13 protein-coding genes are annotated in these 15,653 nt (G+C 65.8%); 9 read left to right on the top strand and 4 right to left on the bottom strand.

Features of this window, described 5'->3' with window-relative positions:
* The first annotated feature begins 36 nt into the window (after positions 1 to 36).
* Positions 37 to 831 carry a Cof-type HAD-IIB family hydrolase gene (locus CKO23_RS09385; RefSeq protein ID WP_200330353.1) on the top strand — a complete coding sequence of 265 codons (795 nt, stop codon included), beginning with the start codon at positions 37 to 39 and terminating at the stop codon, positions 829 to 831.
* A 139-nt stretch (positions 832 to 970) separates the two neighbouring features.
* Here CKO23_RS09385 and CKO23_RS09380 read toward each other — a convergent pair whose 3' ends face one another.
* The gene (locus CKO23_RS09380) at positions 971 to 1,630 is read right to left on the bottom strand and encodes a GNAT family N-acetyltransferase (RefSeq protein WP_346014593.1); all 660 of its coding nucleotides are present in this window, start codon (positions 1,628 to 1,630) and stop codon (positions 971 to 973) included.
* Positions 1,631 to 1,700: 70 nt separating this feature from the next.
* Here CKO23_RS09380 and CKO23_RS09375 point away from each other — a divergent pair, with 70 nt between their 5' ends.
* On the top strand, positions 1,701 to 2,420 hold the full coding sequence (locus CKO23_RS09375) for a DUF3592 domain-containing protein (protein WP_200330351.1): 720 nt from the start codon (positions 1,701 to 1,703) through the stop codon (positions 2,418 to 2,420).
* 157 nt (positions 2,421 to 2,577) lie between these two features.
* Here the strand turns inward: CKO23_RS09375 and CKO23_RS09370 are convergent, their stop codons facing one another.
* On the bottom strand, positions 2,578 to 3,807 hold the full coding sequence (locus CKO23_RS09370) for an MFS transporter (RefSeq protein WP_200330349.1): 1,230 nt from the start codon (positions 3,805 to 3,807) through the stop codon (positions 2,578 to 2,580).
* A gap of 143 nt (positions 3,808 to 3,950) precedes the next feature.
* Here CKO23_RS09370 and recD2 point away from each other — a divergent pair, with 143 nt between their 5' ends.
* The 3 genes from recD2 to CKO23_RS09355 all read left to right on the top strand — a co-directional run bounded on the left by recD2 (position 3,951) and on the right by CKO23_RS09355 (position 7,894).
* The gene (gene recD2, locus CKO23_RS09365) at positions 3,951 to 6,152 is read left to right on the top strand and encodes an SF1B family DNA helicase RecD2 (RefSeq protein ID WP_200330347.1); all 2,202 of its coding nucleotides are present in this window, start codon (positions 3,951 to 3,953) and stop codon (positions 6,150 to 6,152) included.
* Positions 6,153 to 6,259: 107 nt separating this feature from the next.
* The gene (locus CKO23_RS09360) at positions 6,260 to 7,024 is read left to right on the top strand and encodes a PEP-CTERM/exosortase system-associated acyltransferase (protein ID WP_200330345.1); all 765 of its coding nucleotides are present in this window, start codon (positions 6,260 to 6,262) and stop codon (positions 7,022 to 7,024) included.
* A gap of 78 nt (positions 7,025 to 7,102) precedes the next feature.
* Positions 7,103 to 7,894, top strand: a complete 792-nt coding sequence (locus tag CKO23_RS09355) for a methyltransferase domain-containing protein (protein ID WP_200330343.1) — start codon at positions 7,103 to 7,105, stop codon at positions 7,892 to 7,894.
* A gap of 56 nt (positions 7,895 to 7,950) precedes the next feature.
* Here the strand turns inward: CKO23_RS09355 and CKO23_RS09350 are convergent, their stop codons facing one another.
* The gene (locus CKO23_RS09350) at positions 7,951 to 9,138 is read right to left on the bottom strand and encodes a hypothetical protein (RefSeq protein WP_200330341.1); all 1,188 of its coding nucleotides are present in this window, start codon (positions 9,136 to 9,138) and stop codon (positions 7,951 to 7,953) included.
* 511 nt (positions 9,139 to 9,649) lie between these two features.
* On the opposite strand from CKO23_RS09350, the gene CKO23_RS09345 reads away from it, so the two are divergent.
* Positions 9,650 to 10,447 carry a hypothetical protein gene (locus CKO23_RS09345; RefSeq protein ID WP_200330339.1) on the top strand — a complete coding sequence of 266 codons (798 nt, stop codon included), beginning with the start codon at positions 9,650 to 9,652 and terminating at the stop codon, positions 10,445 to 10,447.
* A 230-nt stretch (positions 10,448 to 10,677) separates the two neighbouring features.
* Here the strand turns inward: CKO23_RS09345 and CKO23_RS09340 are convergent, their stop codons facing one another.
* Positions 10,678 to 11,619 (bottom strand): ADP-ribosylglycohydrolase family protein, encoded by a 942-nt coding sequence (locus CKO23_RS09340; protein WP_200330337.1) that lies wholly within the window; start codon positions 11,617 to 11,619, stop codon positions 10,678 to 10,680.
* 614 nt (positions 11,620 to 12,233) lie between these two features.
* Here CKO23_RS09340 and CKO23_RS09335 point away from each other — a divergent pair.
* The 3 genes from CKO23_RS09335 (at position 12,234) to CKO23_RS09325 (ending at position 15,504) form a co-directional block, all read left to right on the top strand.
* Positions 12,234 to 12,494, top strand: a complete 261-nt coding sequence (locus CKO23_RS09335) for an OadG family protein (RefSeq protein WP_200330335.1) — start codon at positions 12,234 to 12,236, stop codon at positions 12,492 to 12,494.
* Positions 12,495 to 12,590: 96 nt separating this feature from the next.
* Positions 12,591 to 14,366, top strand: a complete 1,776-nt coding sequence (oadA, locus tag CKO23_RS09330; protein WP_200330333.1) for a sodium-extruding oxaloacetate decarboxylase subunit alpha — start codon at positions 12,591 to 12,593, stop codon at positions 14,364 to 14,366.
* 4 nt (positions 14,367 to 14,370) lie between these two features.
* Positions 14,371 to 15,504 carry a sodium ion-translocating decarboxylase subunit beta gene (locus CKO23_RS09325; protein ID WP_200330331.1) on the top strand — a complete coding sequence of 378 codons (1,134 nt, stop codon included), beginning with the start codon at positions 14,371 to 14,373 and terminating at the stop codon, positions 15,502 to 15,504.
* The last annotated feature ends 149 nt before the right edge of the window (positions 15,505 to 15,653 follow it).

Genomic DNA, 15,653 nt, shown 5'->3' with positions numbered 1-15,653 from the left:
GAAAGGATTCACCCTCCGCCACTGACCCGCCCACGGATGTACAAACTCCTCGTTTCCGACCTCGACGGCACCCTACTCAACGCCGAGCATCGGCTTGGCGACGACACACGCGAGGTTCTGCTCGCACTGATCGAGCGAGGGATCGGGGTCATCCTCGCCTCGGGGCGCCACGTCAGGGACATTCGCAGCTTTTCCCGCCTCCTGGGCGGGCGCATCGGCCTCATCTCCAGCAACGGCGCCGCCGTGCATGACCCACGGGGGCGACTCACGGACACTCACCCCGTCGACCCGAGCTGCCTCCAATTCCTCCTCCGCGATCCGCTCTTCGATGGCGTCCATACCAGCGTCTATCGCGCGGATGATTGGCTGGTCGATACACCCGAGCCGCGGCTCTTGCGGTATCACCAAGCATCCGGCTTCGCCTATCGGGTCCTGGACTTCGCGGCCATGGGCGACGAGCCCGTTCTCAAGGTCTTCTACTACCATGAGGATGTCGCCCACCTGCGGACCCTTGAGACGGAAATCCTGGAGCGGCACGCAGAGCAGCTCACGACGACCTATGCGCTGCCGGTCGTTCTGGAGGTCATGGCCCGCGGCGTCTCCAAGGGGGCGGCACTCGCCCGCATCGCCGCGCGGCTGGGTATTCAGCCAGAGGAGATCATCGCCTTCGGCGACGGCCGCAATGATCTGGAGATGCTGAGCTACGCCGGGCGGAGCCTGCTGATGGCGAACGCCGACCCCTGGCTCAAGGCCGCCCTACCCGACGTCGAACGCATTGCCTCCAACGCCGAGGAGGCGGTCGCGCATTACCTGGCGGCACGCCTGCTCTAGGTACGAGGCCGTAAGGCGGAACGCGATAGCGGTTCCGCCATGTTCGCTGGTTGGAGGTGATGACGGATCGCCCTGCGGGCATCCGTCCTACGCGGACTCGAAAGCGCATGCTCTAACCCCACGGCTCGGCTCCCTTGCCTCAGTCCCGGAGCACTGCCGCCCAGCGCCGCCGAGAGAGGCGAAACAGACAGTGCTCGCGCAGCGGGCTTTCCAGTGAGAGTTCCGGGTGCTGAAAGGTGCGATCGTCCTCCCGCATGCCCAGCCGCTTCATCACCGCCCGCGACCGCAGGTTCCGAACCGCGGTGAAGGCCAGAATCTCCTCGAGCCCGAGATCCTCGAAGCCGACGCGCAGCGCGCCGCGCGCCGCCTCGGTCGCCAACCCCCGACCCCAATAGGGACGTGCCAGGCGCCAGCCGATCTCGACGCAGGGGACGAACGGCAGACCGGCACGCGGCTGGTGGAGGCCGACGAATCCAATGAAGTCGCGAGTCTCCTTGAGTTCGGCCGCCCAGAAGCCCCAGCCGCGGCAGGCGATCAAGGCCTCGCAGCGATCCGCCATGGCATCGCTCGTCGCCCGGTCGAGGTAACGGGGAAAGAACTCCATGACGCTGGGATCCGAATTGAGCCGCGCGAAGGGCGCACGATCCCCGGGCAGCCATTGGCGCAGGTACAGGCGATCGGTCTCGAAACTGATGAGTGCCGCCGGCTGCTGCGCATCCAGACCACCGCCGGCCCGGCCAGATCGGTCATAGCGACGACCGACATCCTCAGAAGTGCGTGGGTCCAAAATAGCGCTCACCTTGACAAAAACCCTCCAGAAACCAAGCTCACAGCCAGACGATCACCTCAAACCTGGGCATCCGACACCGATGAAGAGCACTTTTCCGACGACACTCATCACCGGGATCTTCGGCCTGATCGGCATCGCGCTGATGCTCGGCGCCTATTCAGCCTTCCAGCATACACAAGACTTCGCGGCCAAGGCGACTCGGACGCAAGGCGTGGTCAAGGAGCTGATTCTGTCCCACTCGGGCGCTGGCACCAAGCGTTCATCCAGCTACAGACCCCTGGTGACGTTCGAAACCGCACGGGGCGAGCGCATCGAGATGGTCGGCAAGGTCGGCAGCAATCCGCCCGCCTACCGGCCGGGCGAGCGGGTGACCGTGCTCTACCTGCCGGACGCCCCTCACAACGCCAGCATCGACGACTTCTGGCAGCAATGGTTTCTGGTGGTCCTTCTCACCGGAATGGGCAGCGTCTTCGCCTTCATCGGCTTCGCCCCCATCGTCGTCGAACGGCGCACCCGCAAACGCAATGCCCGGCTCATGCGCGAGGGCCGGATTGTCCATGCGCTGTACAAGGGTGTCGAGCCGTCGGGGCACGTCCGCGCGCGGCGCCGGCGCGCCTACCAGATCGTCGCCCACTGGCAGGATCCCATGAGCGGCAAGCTCCACGTCTTCAGGAGCCAGCCGATCGGGTTCGACCCGACCGACTACGTCGACCGGGACCTCATCGACGTCCACATCGACCCTGAGCATCCCAAACACTTTGTGATGGACCTGAGCTTCCTGCCCGAGCTTGCGGACTGAGTCATCCGGCCCGACGCAGCCCCCTCAGCGCAGCGGGCCGCGACCACTCTGACGCCGAGCCTGGCCTGGCGTGTCGGCGCCCCACTGATTCTGCTGCGGCTCTACGCCGGCTTCGCCCTGACCACGCCGAGCCAGCGACCGCCTGGATGCCTCTGGATCAACCGCTTGGCGGAGGTCCGGCAACGGCCTCCGCAACGTCCTGATCGGCCGCGCGCCGCTCCAGCACCCACAGGCGTAGCGACACGCCCAAGCCGACCCCGAGCATGAGAATCGCCCCGAGCACGACGCCGGGCCAGGCCAGCCAGTGCCAGAAGGGTCCGAGATAGAAGCTGCCGATGCTCGCGCCGCCGTAATAGCTCATGAGATAGAGCGACGAGGCACTGGCCCGCGCCCCGCGTGCGTTCCTGTTCACCCAGCCCGCGGCTTGCGCGTGCGTGAAGAAGAAGCCGACGGCATTGATCAGCATGCCGGCGATGATCGCCTCCAACCTGGGCACCAGGGTCAGGAGGGTTCCAGCCATGAGGACGAGGATGCCCGCGGCCATGGCGAGCGGCTGGGACCCAGCGCCGACAACGCGACCGGAGAAGGCCGCCGCGAGGGTGCCGGACAGATAGGTGAGAAAGAGCAGACCCAGGGCCGCGGGAGAGAGAAAGTACGGCGGGGCGCTCAACAGATAGGTGATGTAGCTATAGAGGTTGATGAAGACCAGGAAGTTGAGGCCGCCGACCAGGCAGGCGAGCGAGATCATGGGGTTGGCTGCGTGACCGCCCAGCCCCCGCATCAGCGCGACCGGATGCAGCGGCTTGGGCATGAAATGCCGGGGCGGCGGCAGCATCCAGGCGAAGGCGATCAGAATGACGAGGCTCAGGCAGCCGGTCACCAGGAAGCTCGCCTCCCAGCCCCAGGAGGCGGCGACCGCGCCGCTGATGAGCCGCCCGGAGATCCCGCCCAGCGAGTTGCCGCTGATATAGAGCCCGATCGCCAGGATCATCGCCTTGCGCTCGAATTCATCGCCCATGTAGGCCATGGCCACGGCCAGGAGTCCGCCGATGAAGAGCCCCTGAAACGCCCGTAGCGCCAGCAGGGTGCCGAAGTCGGGCGCGAAGGCCATGGCCAGCGAGCAGAGAGTCGTCAGCGTCATGGTCACCAGCATGATGCCGCGACGCCCGATGGCGTCCGACAGCGGACCGTAGATCAGCAGCGACAGACTCAAGGTCAGGGTCGTGAGGGAGACCGTGAGACTGGCGTCGACCGGCGAGACGCCCCAGGTCTGACTGAAGAGCGGCAGCAGCGGTTGCGGCGTATAGAGATTGGCGAAGGTCAGGAGCGAACCCAGGCTCAGTGCCAGGGTCGCCCGCCAGAAGGCCGGGGTATGGGCAGCGATCATCGGGATGGGGTGCGCGGATCAATCGCGTAGTTTAGAGGCAGCGGTCGCCGCATGCGCCCGAATCATCCGGCGAATCCTGGGATATGCTGTTCCCCATCCCTTCACCCTCGGCAGAACCACGCGCCCGACGGCGCCGAGCCAGCATGCGAGAGCCACAAGCACCCACCGAGCGCCTGAGCGGTTCCGTCGAGCGGGTCACCTTCCACAGCCCGGAAAGCGGCTTCTGCGTGCTGCGGGTGAAGGTGCGCGGGGAGCGCGAGCTGATCACCGTGATCGGCTCGGCGGCCAGCGTCACCCCAGGCGAGTATCTGGAGGCCGAGGGCTGGTGGGTGAACGACCGCCAGCATGGGCTGCAGTTCAAGTCCGTCAACCTGCGCGTCATCCAGCCGCGGACGCTCGACGGGATCGAGCGCTATCTGGGCTCCGGCATGGTCAAGGGCATCGGGCCGCACTTCGCGAAGAAACTGGTGCGGGCCTTCGGCGAGCAGGTGTTCGACGTCATCGAGGACAGCCCGGATCGGCTGCTGGAACTGGAGGGCATCGGCCCGAAACGCAGGAAGCGGGTCACGGACGCCTGGGCGGAGCAGAAGGTGATCCGCGAGATCATGGTCTTCCTCCAGTCCCACGGGGTCGGCACCGCGCGCGCCGTGCGCATCTACAAGACCTACGGCGACCGGGCCGTCGAGCAGGTGCGCGAGAACCCCTATCGGCTGGCGCTCGACATCCATGGCATCGGCTTCAAGACCGCGGACACCATCGCCGGGCGGCTCGGCATCCCGCGCGACTCGCTCATCCGCGCACAGGCGGGCGTGCGGCACGTCCTGCAGGAGATCGCGGGCGAAGGCCACTGCGCCGCCTGGCACGAGCACCTGGTCGAGCAGTCCCGCACCCTGCTGGAGATCCCGACCCCCATCATCGAGGAGGCCATCCAGGTCGAATTGACCGAAGAGCGCCTGGTCGCCGAGCCCATCGAGGAGCGGCCCGCGCTCTTCCTGACGCCCTTGCAGCGCGCCGAGTTGGGCATCGCCCGCAACCTGGAACGCCTGAAGCTCGCCCCGCCGCCCTGGGGCGCCATCGACATCGGGAAGGCATTGCCCTGGGCCGAGACCCAGACCGGGCTCGCCCTATCCGACTCCCAGCGCGCCGCCATCGCCGCCGCCGTCTCCGGCAAGGTCACCATCATCACCGGCGGGCCGGGCGTGGGGAAGACCACCGTGGTCAACAGCATCCTGCGCATCCTGCGGGCCAAGGGCGTCGAGGTGCTGCTGTGCGCCCCGACCGGGCGCGCCGCCAAGCGCCTGTCCGAATCCACCGGCGGCGAGGCCAGGACCATCCATCGGCTGCTGGAATTCGATCCGCAGATCATGGGCTTCCGCCGCGACCAGTACAGCCAGCTCGAAACCGACCTGCTGGTGGTGGACGAGGTCTCCATGGTCGACGTGGTGCTGATGAATCAGCTCCTGCGCGCCGTGCCGACCCGGGCCGCCGTGCTGCTGGTCGGCGACGTCGACCAGCTCCCCTCGGTCGGACCGGGCGCCGTGCTCGCGGACCTCATCGGCTCGGGCGCCGTGCCGACTGTGCGCCTCACCGAGATCTTCCGCCAGGCCGCCGCCTCCCGCATCATCGTCAACGCCCACCGCATCAACGCCGGCAAGATGCCCGAGATCCCGGATGCCGACCGAGCGGACAGCGACTTCTACCTGATCCGCTGCGACACCCCGGAGGCGATCCACGACAAGCTGATGCGCGTCGTCACCGAGCGCATCCCCAGCCGCTTCGGCCTGGACCCCGTCCGGGACGTTCAAGTTCTGACCCCGATGAACCGGGGCGGGCTCGGATCGCGCGCACTCAACGTCGCGCTCCAGACCGCCCTCAACCCCGACGCCCAGCCGCGCATCGAGCGCTTCGGCTGGACCTACGCCCCGGGCGACAAGGTCATCCAGCTGGTCAACGACTACGACAAGGAGGTCTTCAACGGCGACATCGGCCGCATCCAGTCGATCGACGCCGAGGAGGGGCTGCTGACCATCGACTTCGAGGGACGCGCCGTCGTCTACGAGAGCGGCGAGCTGGACGAGGTCGCCCTCGCCTACGCCACCAGCGTCCACAAGGCTCAGGGCTCTGAGTACCCAGCCGTCGTCATCCCGCTCGCCATGCAGCACTACACGCTCTTGCAGCGGAACCTGCTCTACACGGCCGTGACGCGCGGCAAGCGCCTGGTCGTGCTGATCGCTCAGCCAAAGGCGCTCGGAATGGCGATCAAGAAGGTCGAATCGAGCCAGCGGCTGACGAAGCTGCGCTGGCGGCTGATGGAGGGGCAAGTCGAACCGATGCGCGATGTGTAAGCGGTCCCTCGCCTTTTGCGCGCGCTTGATGGTAGCTTCCCCCTTGAGCGAGCCCTGCCGCCAGGGCGCAGTACGCGTACTGTCACCACACGACGAGGAACGCCATCGTGGTTCAAGCCAGCATCGCCGCAAACTTCGGCACTTATTTCGAGCTCAAGCTCGCCACGACTCCGGAGCTGCTCGCGCAGGTCTACCAAGTCCGCTACGAGGTCTACTGCAAGGAATTCGGTTACCTCGCGGAAGAGCAATGTCCAGGTCAGATGGAGCAGGATGAATACGACGAGCGCGCCCAACATGCCCTGATGATCCATCGTCAAACGCAGCTCCCGGTGGGCTGCATTCGTCTGGTCCGTCCAGAGAAAGACGGCCGGATCTGCTTGCTGCCTTTCGAGACCTTCTGCGCGACCTTCCCTGAGTATTCCCTCAGCTCGAACCATCTGCCGCGGCAAAGCGTCGGCGAAATGTCCCGACTCGCTGTCGTCGAGCGATTTCGACGTCGCAAGAAGGATGACAAGAAGCCCATCAGCATGCCGGATGATCAGGAGTCGGAAGGAAACGAGCGCCGCAGCAATTTCCCGATGATTCCCGTTGGGCTGTTCACGGCCGGCATGTCCATGTTCCTGAGAAGTTCGACCGACCTCGCCTTCGCGCTGATGGAACCGCGGCTTGCGCGATTGCTGCAGCGCTTCGGGATCATGTTTACGCAGGCAGGCGAGGCGGTCGATCACTTCGGCCTTCGAGCACCCTTCGCACTGCCGCGAAAGCGAGCCCTTGGCGTGCTGCTCCCAGAGATCGAGGAGCTGTTCACACACATCGACGCACAACTATTCGGGACAGGCAATGGTTTGGGCGCTGACTTCAATGCAACCTAGGCTGCGTTGGCAATGCTCGATCGCCGGTGACGGACCCGTTCACCACGGATTCAGATTTACCCCCAGGAGGCGAGCGCGATGAAACCAGATCGATCAGCCGGCTATGTCGATGCCGAATACCTGAAGGCCGCAGCCCAGCTGCTGCTTCCGACCAAGACCCGCAGCTACTCTCTGATGCGGTTGGAACAAGGAAGTCAAGCTCTGGACGTTGGCTGCGGGATTGGCATCGACACCCTGGCAATCGCGGAGGCGATGGGGCCTGAAGGAAGCGTGCTCGGGGTGGATGCTGACGCGTCCATGGTGGCAACGGCCAATGAGCGCGCGGAGCAGGCCGGCTTGGCGGATCGCGTATCGCATCGGGTCGGCAATGCCTGCACCCTGCCCTTGGAGTCGCTCAGCGTCGATGCCTGCCGCAGCGAGCGGCTATTCATGCATCTCACTGACCCCGCGCTAGCGCTCGGCGAAATGATACGGGTAACGCGACAAGGAGGCTGGGTTGTGGTGGTGGATCCGGATTGGGGAGCGCTATCGATCGACACGACCCAGACCGACACCGAGCGCAAGCTGGTGCGTTTCCACGCCGAGCGCCTTCTGACGAACGGCTACTCCGGCCGGCAGTTGTTTCGCCTCTTCGCCGAGGCCGGCCTCAAAGATGTCCAGATCGAGGTCCAGCCGATCGCGATCACCGGCAATGCCGCCCAAATCCGATACCTGGCGAGGCTGGATGAGGTCGAGCAGGGCGCCCTTGACGCAGGCTTGGTGGAGGCGGAAGCGCTCGACGCCTGGCGGTCTGAGCTCGCGCTAAGAGGCGAGCGGGGAACCTTGTTCGGCAGCACAAACATGGTTCTGGCCGCTGGACGCAAGCCCTGAATCGACTCAGTCCGGCCCTCGTCGGCAGCCCCTTCCGGCAGCGACGTGGGTCGCGTTCAGAACCGATAGGAGCCGAGGACAGCGAAGAGCGTCCAGTAGCGCTCGGTTGCGGACGGCACCGGATTCTCCAGCTCAGACAGCCAACCCGTGCCATCGATGTAATGGAATTCCGTTCTCAGCATGAAGGAGGGGGTGACATCCCAGCGCAACCCGACCATGAGGTCCTTCGCGAAACGGCGATGCGCTGGCAGCCCAGTTAGCGCCGCGAACGCCGAGCCGTCGCGGTCCTCCCGATCCCAATAGAGCCTGTCGTAGCGGACGACGGTCTCCCACTGTGGGGCAAAACGGTAAGCGGCTTGAAGGTAGTAGCTCTCGCCAACGTAGCTGGTATCCGGAAGCAGGGGTCCATAGTCGCGAAAGCGATTGGAACGCAGCGCGTATTCCGCGGTGAGATCCCAGCGGCGCGCGTTGTACTGGGCCGAGAGGATGAGCACATCGAACTGAAAACCACCCGCCAGATAGGGATCGTCCGATCCCCCAGGATCGTATCCCACGTTGACCTGACCACCGGACAGCATCAAGCGAAGACCGCCGCTATCGCTCTCGTAGGCGAGGCGCCCCATCCACGACGGCTCCGGGGCGAGCCGGCCTGGGGCCGGCTGCACGAAGAAGATGGCCCGCTCGAAATCCGGATCCTCCACGCGCGGAAGCGCGAGCGCGAGCTGAAGCGTGAGATTGCCGATCTCCGATTGCCGCTCGGCGTAGAGCTGAGCACCATCCGAGGACAGCGATAGATTGCGGTTTACATCGAAGTAGATGGATTGGGGCAGAAGAATGCTCGGACGAATGAAGGCCACATCCCGGGTATCGTTGTAGAAACCGAAGGGATTCAGGATACGGCCGAGCCGCAAGCCCCACCGATCGTCGGCACTCGTGAAGAAGCCGTAATCGATGAACCCGTAATCCAGCCGCAAGGCCCCGTCATCCGTTTCGCCCGCGTTGCGCGAGAGGGCTTGCAGCGAGACCTGCACAGTCGGCGTGATCCGCCAGGAGCCATTGAGCCCCAGCTCGCGAAAGTCGAAGGCGCCGCCGTCGATGGTCTCGCCGAAGAAGTTGTTCCCGGTGGTCAGGATGTAGCCCTGACTCGCAAATCCGTGGATCTGGACACCGTCAGGCAGGTCGCAGAGCGCGTCCCTAGCCAGGCCGAGCCCAGCCGCCAGTACGATGCAGCAGCAAAGCCTCATACCTCTCGCCGTCGATCGAAAACGCGATTGCAACGTCGCTACTCCTTGGCACGTCCCTGCGGCCTTACGAATCTGATCGGGCGCCCTGGCAGCTTGAGGGACCATCCCGACGGGGAGTCAGGGGCCGGCATCTGTCTAGAGTAGCCCTTCATAGCTCGACTGGCACCTCGAACGAAGATCCGCGTCATGCCCTGCATCAAGGCGTGCGCTCGCCGGCCTGAGGATCGCCCACCGCAACCACGCGGGGAACATTAGACTCATCCAGGTGACGAGCGGCATCCGATACTGCGAAGGCGTCCGCATCGCTTGGACGGCGACCGCCAAATCAACAGCATGCCAACCTCGCACTGTGCAGCCGATCCCAGTCCGCCGTAACGCCCTCAGCTAGCATTTCCACCGAACGAACGAGCCGGAAAGCGCGCGTGCAGACCTCTCGGCCCCGCCGATCGGTCTTCTCACCTTTGCCGCCACCCCCCCCATGCCGGCTCGTTCACTCTCACAGGAGATTCGGATGGAGCTTCTCTTCGCCGTCCTCGGCGTCATCGCGCTGGCCGCCTTCGTCTGGCTGCTCGTGGTCGCCTTTCAGACCGACATCCTCTGGGGACTGGCCTGTCTCTTTCTTCCCTTCGCCACACTCATCTTTGGCATCCTGCACTGGGACCGCGCCGCCAAGCCGTTCCTGGCGCACCTGGGGAGTTCCTTTCTGGCGCTCATCCTCACCTGGGTCTTCGTTGGGAGCATGGTGCAGTCGATGGATTCCGGGGCGATGCAACTGCAGACGGCTGAGATCCAGGCGCTGCAGCAGGATCTCCTTCACCGCGTACAGACTGGGCAGATGACGCGGGGGGAGGCGGAGGACGAGATGCGCCGGGGGCTCAAGGGCATCATGGCCGCACAGCCCGTTCAACCCGCCGCGGTGTCGCAAACGGCGCCGGACAGGGGTCGAGGCATCGCCAGCGAGGCGGTTGCCGACCTCGATCCCGCGGCGGCGCTGAACGCCAAGATCGAGGATGCGGTAGCGCTGGAGGATGCCCATCGCGCACAAGAGGAGGCCGAGAAGAGGACGCCCGCCCAGCCGAGATTGGTCCGGTCCTATGTCGCGAAGGACCCGCGCGGGGCCAATGCGGACATCGGCAAAACCGTGCGCCTCAGGATGCGCAATGGCCTGGAGCGCAGCGGAGGCCTGATCGATGTCAGTCGCGCAGGCGAGCTGCTCGTCGAGCGGCGCCTGCATGGCGGCAAGGTCGTGCATACGATCGACCCGGCGATCGTCGCCGAGTACAAGGTTCTGGAGTGGGTGCAACGCTGAGACCGATCGGCAAGTCGGTAGGATGGGCAACGTCCGCGCTCGGGGCTTGAACCTGCCCTCGGCGCTGGACGGACGTGCCCATCCTGCAAGGCGCGGAGCTGGGATGATGGGCACGCCCTTTGACCATCAGCACGCCGAACGAAGCGCATCGCAGGGGCTTTGCCCATCCTACACGCTCACTGCTGTCGGTCTGCTGTTTCCCGGAAGGCACCGAAGACGCATTCCCAAGGCTAGCGATCGGCAAGGTCGAGCAGGCCGTCGGCCAATTCGAGGATGGTCTCGGCCATCGTAATACGGCCGCGCCACGGCTCTGGAATGGCGGAGACACCATAGTAGGCACCGGCGAGCTGGCCGAAGATGGCGCCCGTGGTGTCGGCGTCTTCGCCGAGATTCACCGCCTTGAGCACCCCCTCACGGAAGCTCGTCGTGGTGTCGAAGGCCCACAGCGCCGCCTCCAATGCCTGGGCGACATAGCCGGTGCCCCGGATGACCGGCGGCTGACGCACCTTGAAACGCCCGCCGGCGATGAGACCGATCTGATGACTGAGCAGGTGCGCCCGCCAGTCCACCTCCCCAGGCGCGAACAGCGGCGCCAGCAGCACATCCTTCCCCCGCCCCTGCAGCGCACCCACCATGAGACCCGCCATGTAGCGACAGGCATCGACGGCCTCCGGCGCGCCATGGGTCGTCCTGGACATGCAGCCAGCGCAGCGCACGGCCTCGACGGGATCCCGCATGAAGGCCAGCGGAACTGGCGCGAGCCGCATCAGCGACCCATTGCCCGCGGTGTGAGGATCGGTCGAGCCGGCGTAGGGGTCGTCGCTCGCCTCGAAGCGCTCGAGGGCCGCGACGACGGTCGTGCCGATATCGAAGCAGCGGCCCGTGCTGCTCCAGTGTCCCTCGTCGCGCCAGCGCAGGTAGCGGCGCATCTGGTCCTCCGCGTCGAACCCGCGGCGCTCGATCAGGCTCTCGGCCAGACAGAGCGCCATCGAGGTGTCGTCCGTCCATTGCCCGGGTGCGAGCCGAAACGGCCCACCGCCGACCATGTCATCGATCGGCGCGAAGGCGCCCGGCCGCGTGAATTCGAGCGTGGTACCCAGTGCATCGCCGACGGCCAGGCCCATCAAGGCGCCTCGATAGCGGTCGCGGAGGGTCGGAGCGGATTCGGGCATGACGACAAACCTCGCAAGTCGGTGCCTGGCCGGGCCAGAGGCTGGAGATCATGCCTCCTGGAGAGGCCCGGCGTAAATGCCAAAGGCACGCCGGGGGATGTCGGGACGGCGGACAAGGCCATCATTGAAATGGGCGATACTCTGACCCGCGCCGTATCAATGGATCGGGGACGCGGACAGCGATTGAGCCGAGACTCGAGATCCGCCGACTTCATCGCCCATGCACCCCTCGATGGATGGATGGGCGACGCAACGCTCGACAGCGACACCCGATCGCTCGAACGCCTCGACACGCACGCACTTCCCTTTGAATTCATGATCTTGAACCGTCCAGCATACGCAACCCGAGGCATCGTCAGGCCCCGAGCAGAGGGCTGCCCCGAACGGCTTCCGGAGGACTGAGCGTCATACTGGAAGACCTCTAGTCGCTTGATCGAGATGACCAAAATCTTGCCCATCAAGGGCATCGCGGTTACGCTGCCAGCCCAACGAAGGGTCCGGGCCGCCCGACCCGCTGAAACGCCAAGACTGGCCCGCGGGGCGCCGATCGGCGCGGACATCCGCCGGGACGCCCTCGGGAACGACCCAGACGAGACGGTGGAGCCGAGACTGAAATGAGCGAGACAGATCTGTTACTGGAGAGCCTGCGCCTGCTCGTGGTCGGCATGGGCATCGTGTTCGGTTTTCTGCTGATGCTCGTCGGCATCCTGCGCGGCATGTCGGCCATCGTGCTCAAGTTCCCACACCTCGAGGCACAGCCCACTGGAGCCGGCTCAGCGGGAACCGGCCCAGCTCAGGCCACCGGGTCTGAATCATCCGAGGAGCTGCTCGCCGTCATCACGGCGGCCGTCGCTCGCTACCGCGGACATCACTGAGGGTTTCGCCCCAACACCCCACCCCAGATTCCCATCGACAACGCCCGGCCCGCGTGAGCGGCGCTCCCGGTCGGCGTGAACACGCAGACACTCGCCATGAATCAGAACACTACACTCGGTATCACCGAAGTCGTCCTGCGCGACGCGCACCAATCCCTGCTGGCGACGCGCATGCGCATCGAGGACATGCTCCCGATCGCTGGCAAGCTGGATCAAGTCGGTTACTGGTCCATGGAATCCTGGGGCGGCGCCACCTTCGACGCCTGCATCCGCTATCTCGGCGAAGACCCCTGGGAACGCCTGCGCCAGATCAAGGCAGCCATGCCAAATACGCCGCAGCAGATGTTGCTGCGCGGCCAGAACCTGCTGGGCTACCGCCACTATGCGGACGACGTGGTGGATAAGTTCGTCGAGCGCGCCGCCGTCAACGGCATCGGTGTCTTCCGCATCTTCGACGCCATGAACGATCTGCGGAACCTGGAGCAGGCCGTCCATGCCGCGCTGACGACGGACGCCCACGCGCAGGGCACCATGTCCTATACCGTCAGCCCGGTCCACGACGTGCAGTACTGGGTCGACATGGGCCGGCGCCTGGAGGACATGGGCTGCCATTCCATCTGCATCAAGGACATGGCGGGCCTGCTGCGCCCCTATGTCGCGGAGGAACTGGTCACCAAGCTCAAGTCGTCCTGCTCCATCCCGATTGGCATGCAGTGCCACGCCACGACGGGCATGAGCACGGCATCCATCCTCAAGGCCGCGGAAGCTGGCATCGACATGGTCGACACCGCCATCTCCTCCATGAGCATGACCTACGGGCACTCGCCGACGGAATCGGTGGTGGCCATCATGCAAGGCACGCCGCGCGACACCGGCCTGGACCTGAACCTGCTGGAGGAGATCGCCGCCTACTTCCGCGAGGTGCGCAAGAAGTACGCGCGCTTCGAGGGTTCGCTCAAGGGCGTCGACTCGCGCATCCTGGTCGCCCAGGTGCCGGGTGGCATGTTGACCAACATGGAGAACCAGCTGCGCGAGCAGGGCGCCGAGGATCGGCTGGACGAGGTGCTGGCGGAGATCCCGCGCGTGCGCGAGGAGCTCGGCTTCCTGCCGCTGGTGACCCCGACCTCGCAGATCGTCGGCAGCCAGGCCGTGCTCAACGTGCTCATGGGCGAGCGCTACAAGAGCATTACCAACGAAACCGCGGGCGTGCTCAGAGGCGGCTATGGCGCGACACCCGCCCCCGTGGACGCGGAACTGCAATCGCGGGTGCTGCAATCGGGCGAGGAGCCCATCACCTGCCGCCCGGCGGACGACCTCAAGGCCGAGATGGACAAACTCTTCGAAGAGCTGGAGAACATCGCCCGCGAGCGCAAGCTCAAGCTCAAGCTCTGCGACGACAACATCGATGACGTGCTCATCTACGCCATGTTCCCCCAGGTCGGCCTCAAGTTCCTCGAAAACCGCGGCAACCCGACCGCCTTCGAGACACCGCCCTGGCTGATCGAGGACAAGCCCGCCGTCTCCGCGGCAGCCGCCCCAGGCAGCTCCGAGCGCTATCGCATCGACGTCAACGGCAAGAGCTATGACGTCGTCGTCTCGCCCATGGGCACGGTCGACTCGATCGCCCCGGCTGCGGCAACGCCAGCCGCTCCCGCGCAGGCGCGGATGGTCGAATCCCCGCTCGCCGGCAACATCGTCAAGATCACCGTCGCGGTCGGACAGCCAGTCGCCGCGGGGGATGTCATCGTCGTACTCGAGGCCATGAAGATGGAGACCGAGGTCCGGGCACCCTCCGCGGGCACCGTCACCGAAATCCGCGTCAAAGAAGGCGATGCCGTCGCGCACGGCTCGCCGCTGATCGGACTGGGCTAAGCCCATGGACCAACTCGACAAGCTCTGGCTCTCCATGGGCATCGCCAACCTGGAGTGGGGCCAGGCCCTGATGATGACGGTGGGCTGCCTGCTCATCTACCTGGCGATCGCCAAGAAATTCGAGCCGCTCCTGCTGGTCCCCATCGGCTTCGGCGCGCTGCTCAGCAACATCCCGGTCGCCGGCATCGGCGGGCCGGACGGCATGATCGGCATGATCTACCACGTCGGCGTCGAGACCGGCGTCTTTCCGCTGCTGATCTTCATGGGCGTGGGCGCACTGACCGACTTCGGTGCCTTGATCGCGCGACCCTCCACGCTCCTGCTCGGCGCCGCGGCCCAGTTCGGCATCTTCGCCACCCTGATCGGGGCGGTCGCGCTCAACTACGTGCCGGGCTTCAACTTCACGCTGCAGGATGCCTCGGCCATCGCCATCATCGGCGGTGCCGACGGTCCGACCGCCATCTTCCTGGCATCGCGGCTCGCGCCGGACCTGCTTGGCGCCATCGCCGTCGCGGCTTACTCCTACATGGCGCTGGTGCCCATCATACAGCCGCCGATCATGCGGGCGCTGACCACCAAGGAAGAGCGCGCCGTCGTCATGCAGCAGCTGCGTCCGGTGTCACGGCTGGAGCGCATCCTCTTCCCCTTCGTGGTGTTGATCCTCTGCGCCTTGCTGCTGCCCTCGGCGGCACCGCTGATCGGCATGCTGATGTTCGGCAACCTGCTGCGCGAGGCGGGCGTGGTCGAGCGCCTCAGCCGCGCGGCCCAGAACGAGATCATCAACATCGTCACCATCATGCTCGGCCTGGCCGTCGGCTCGAAGCTCTCGTCCGAGAAGTTCCTTGCCATGGAGACGCTCGGCATCCTGCTGCTCGGGGCGCTGGCCTTCTGCATCGGCACGGCGGCCGGCGTCATCATGGGCAAGATCATGTACCGGGTGACCGGCGGCAAGGTCAATCCGCTGATCGGCGCGGCCGGCGTCTCCGCCGTGCCCATGGCGGCCCGCGTCGTCAACAAGGTCGGCCTGGAGGAGGACCACCACAACTTCCTCCTGATGCACGCCATGGGTCCGAACGTGGCCGGCGTCATCGGCTCGGCGGTCGCCGCCGGCATCCTGCTGGCGCTGGTCGGAAATTAGCGCAGCACGCCCAAGGGCGCGCCGGCTGATCCGGCGCGCCCCTGCCCGGCGCAGTCCTGGGTTCCAACTCTGAACCACGCAGACCCGCGCGGGGTCATCGAGGCCATTGCCAGATGTGGATCCGCGCTCGTATGATCGGCGCGCCAGGC

The organism is Thiocystis violacea (genome assembly GCF_016583565.1).
GTDB classification, from domain to species: domain Bacteria; phylum Pseudomonadota; class Gammaproteobacteria; order Chromatiales; family Chromatiaceae; genus Thiorhodococcus; species Thiorhodococcus violaceus_A.
Note: the sequence above shows the minus strand (reverse complement) of the source record. Positions and strands in the feature narration are given on the sequence as shown.

What these genes read in the sequence shown, in the direction of transcription:
- recD2 (WP_200330347.1), top strand. Translation starts at nt 3,951, where the DNA reads ATGCGAGAGCCACAAGCACCCACCGAGCGCCTGAGCGGTTCCGTCGAG.
- oadA (WP_200330333.1), top strand. Translation starts at nt 12,591, where the DNA reads ATGAATCAGAACACTACACTCGGTATCACCGAAGTCGTCCTGCGCGAC.
- CKO23_RS09350 (WP_200330341.1), bottom strand. Translation starts at nt 9,138, where the DNA reads ATGAGGCTTTGCTGCTGCATCGTACTGGCGGCTGGGCTCGGCCTGGCT.
- CKO23_RS09335 (WP_200330335.1), top strand. Translation starts at nt 12,234, where the DNA reads ATGAGCGAGACAGATCTGTTACTGGAGAGCCTGCGCCTGCTCGTGGTC.
- CKO23_RS09375 (WP_200330351.1), top strand. Translation starts at nt 1,701, where the DNA reads ATGAAGAGCACTTTTCCGACGACACTCATCACCGGGATCTTCGGCCTG.
- CKO23_RS09355 (WP_200330343.1), top strand. Translation starts at nt 7,103, where the DNA reads ATGAAACCAGATCGATCAGCCGGCTATGTCGATGCCGAATACCTGAAG.
- CKO23_RS09340 (WP_200330337.1), bottom strand. Translation starts at nt 11,619, where the DNA reads ATGCCCGAATCCGCTCCGACCCTCCGCGACCGCTATCGAGGCGCCTTG.
- CKO23_RS09345 (WP_200330339.1), top strand. Translation starts at nt 9,650, where the DNA reads ATGGAGCTTCTCTTCGCCGTCCTCGGCGTCATCGCGCTGGCCGCCTTC.
- CKO23_RS09370 (WP_200330349.1), bottom strand. Translation starts at nt 3,807, where the DNA reads ATGATCGCTGCCCATACCCCGGCCTTCTGGCGGGCGACCCTGGCACTG.
- CKO23_RS09385 (WP_200330353.1), top strand. Translation starts at nt 37, where the DNA reads ATGTACAAACTCCTCGTTTCCGACCTCGACGGCACCCTACTCAACGCC.
- CKO23_RS09325 (WP_200330331.1), top strand. Translation starts at nt 14,371, where the DNA reads ATGGACCAACTCGACAAGCTCTGGCTCTCCATGGGCATCGCCAACCTG.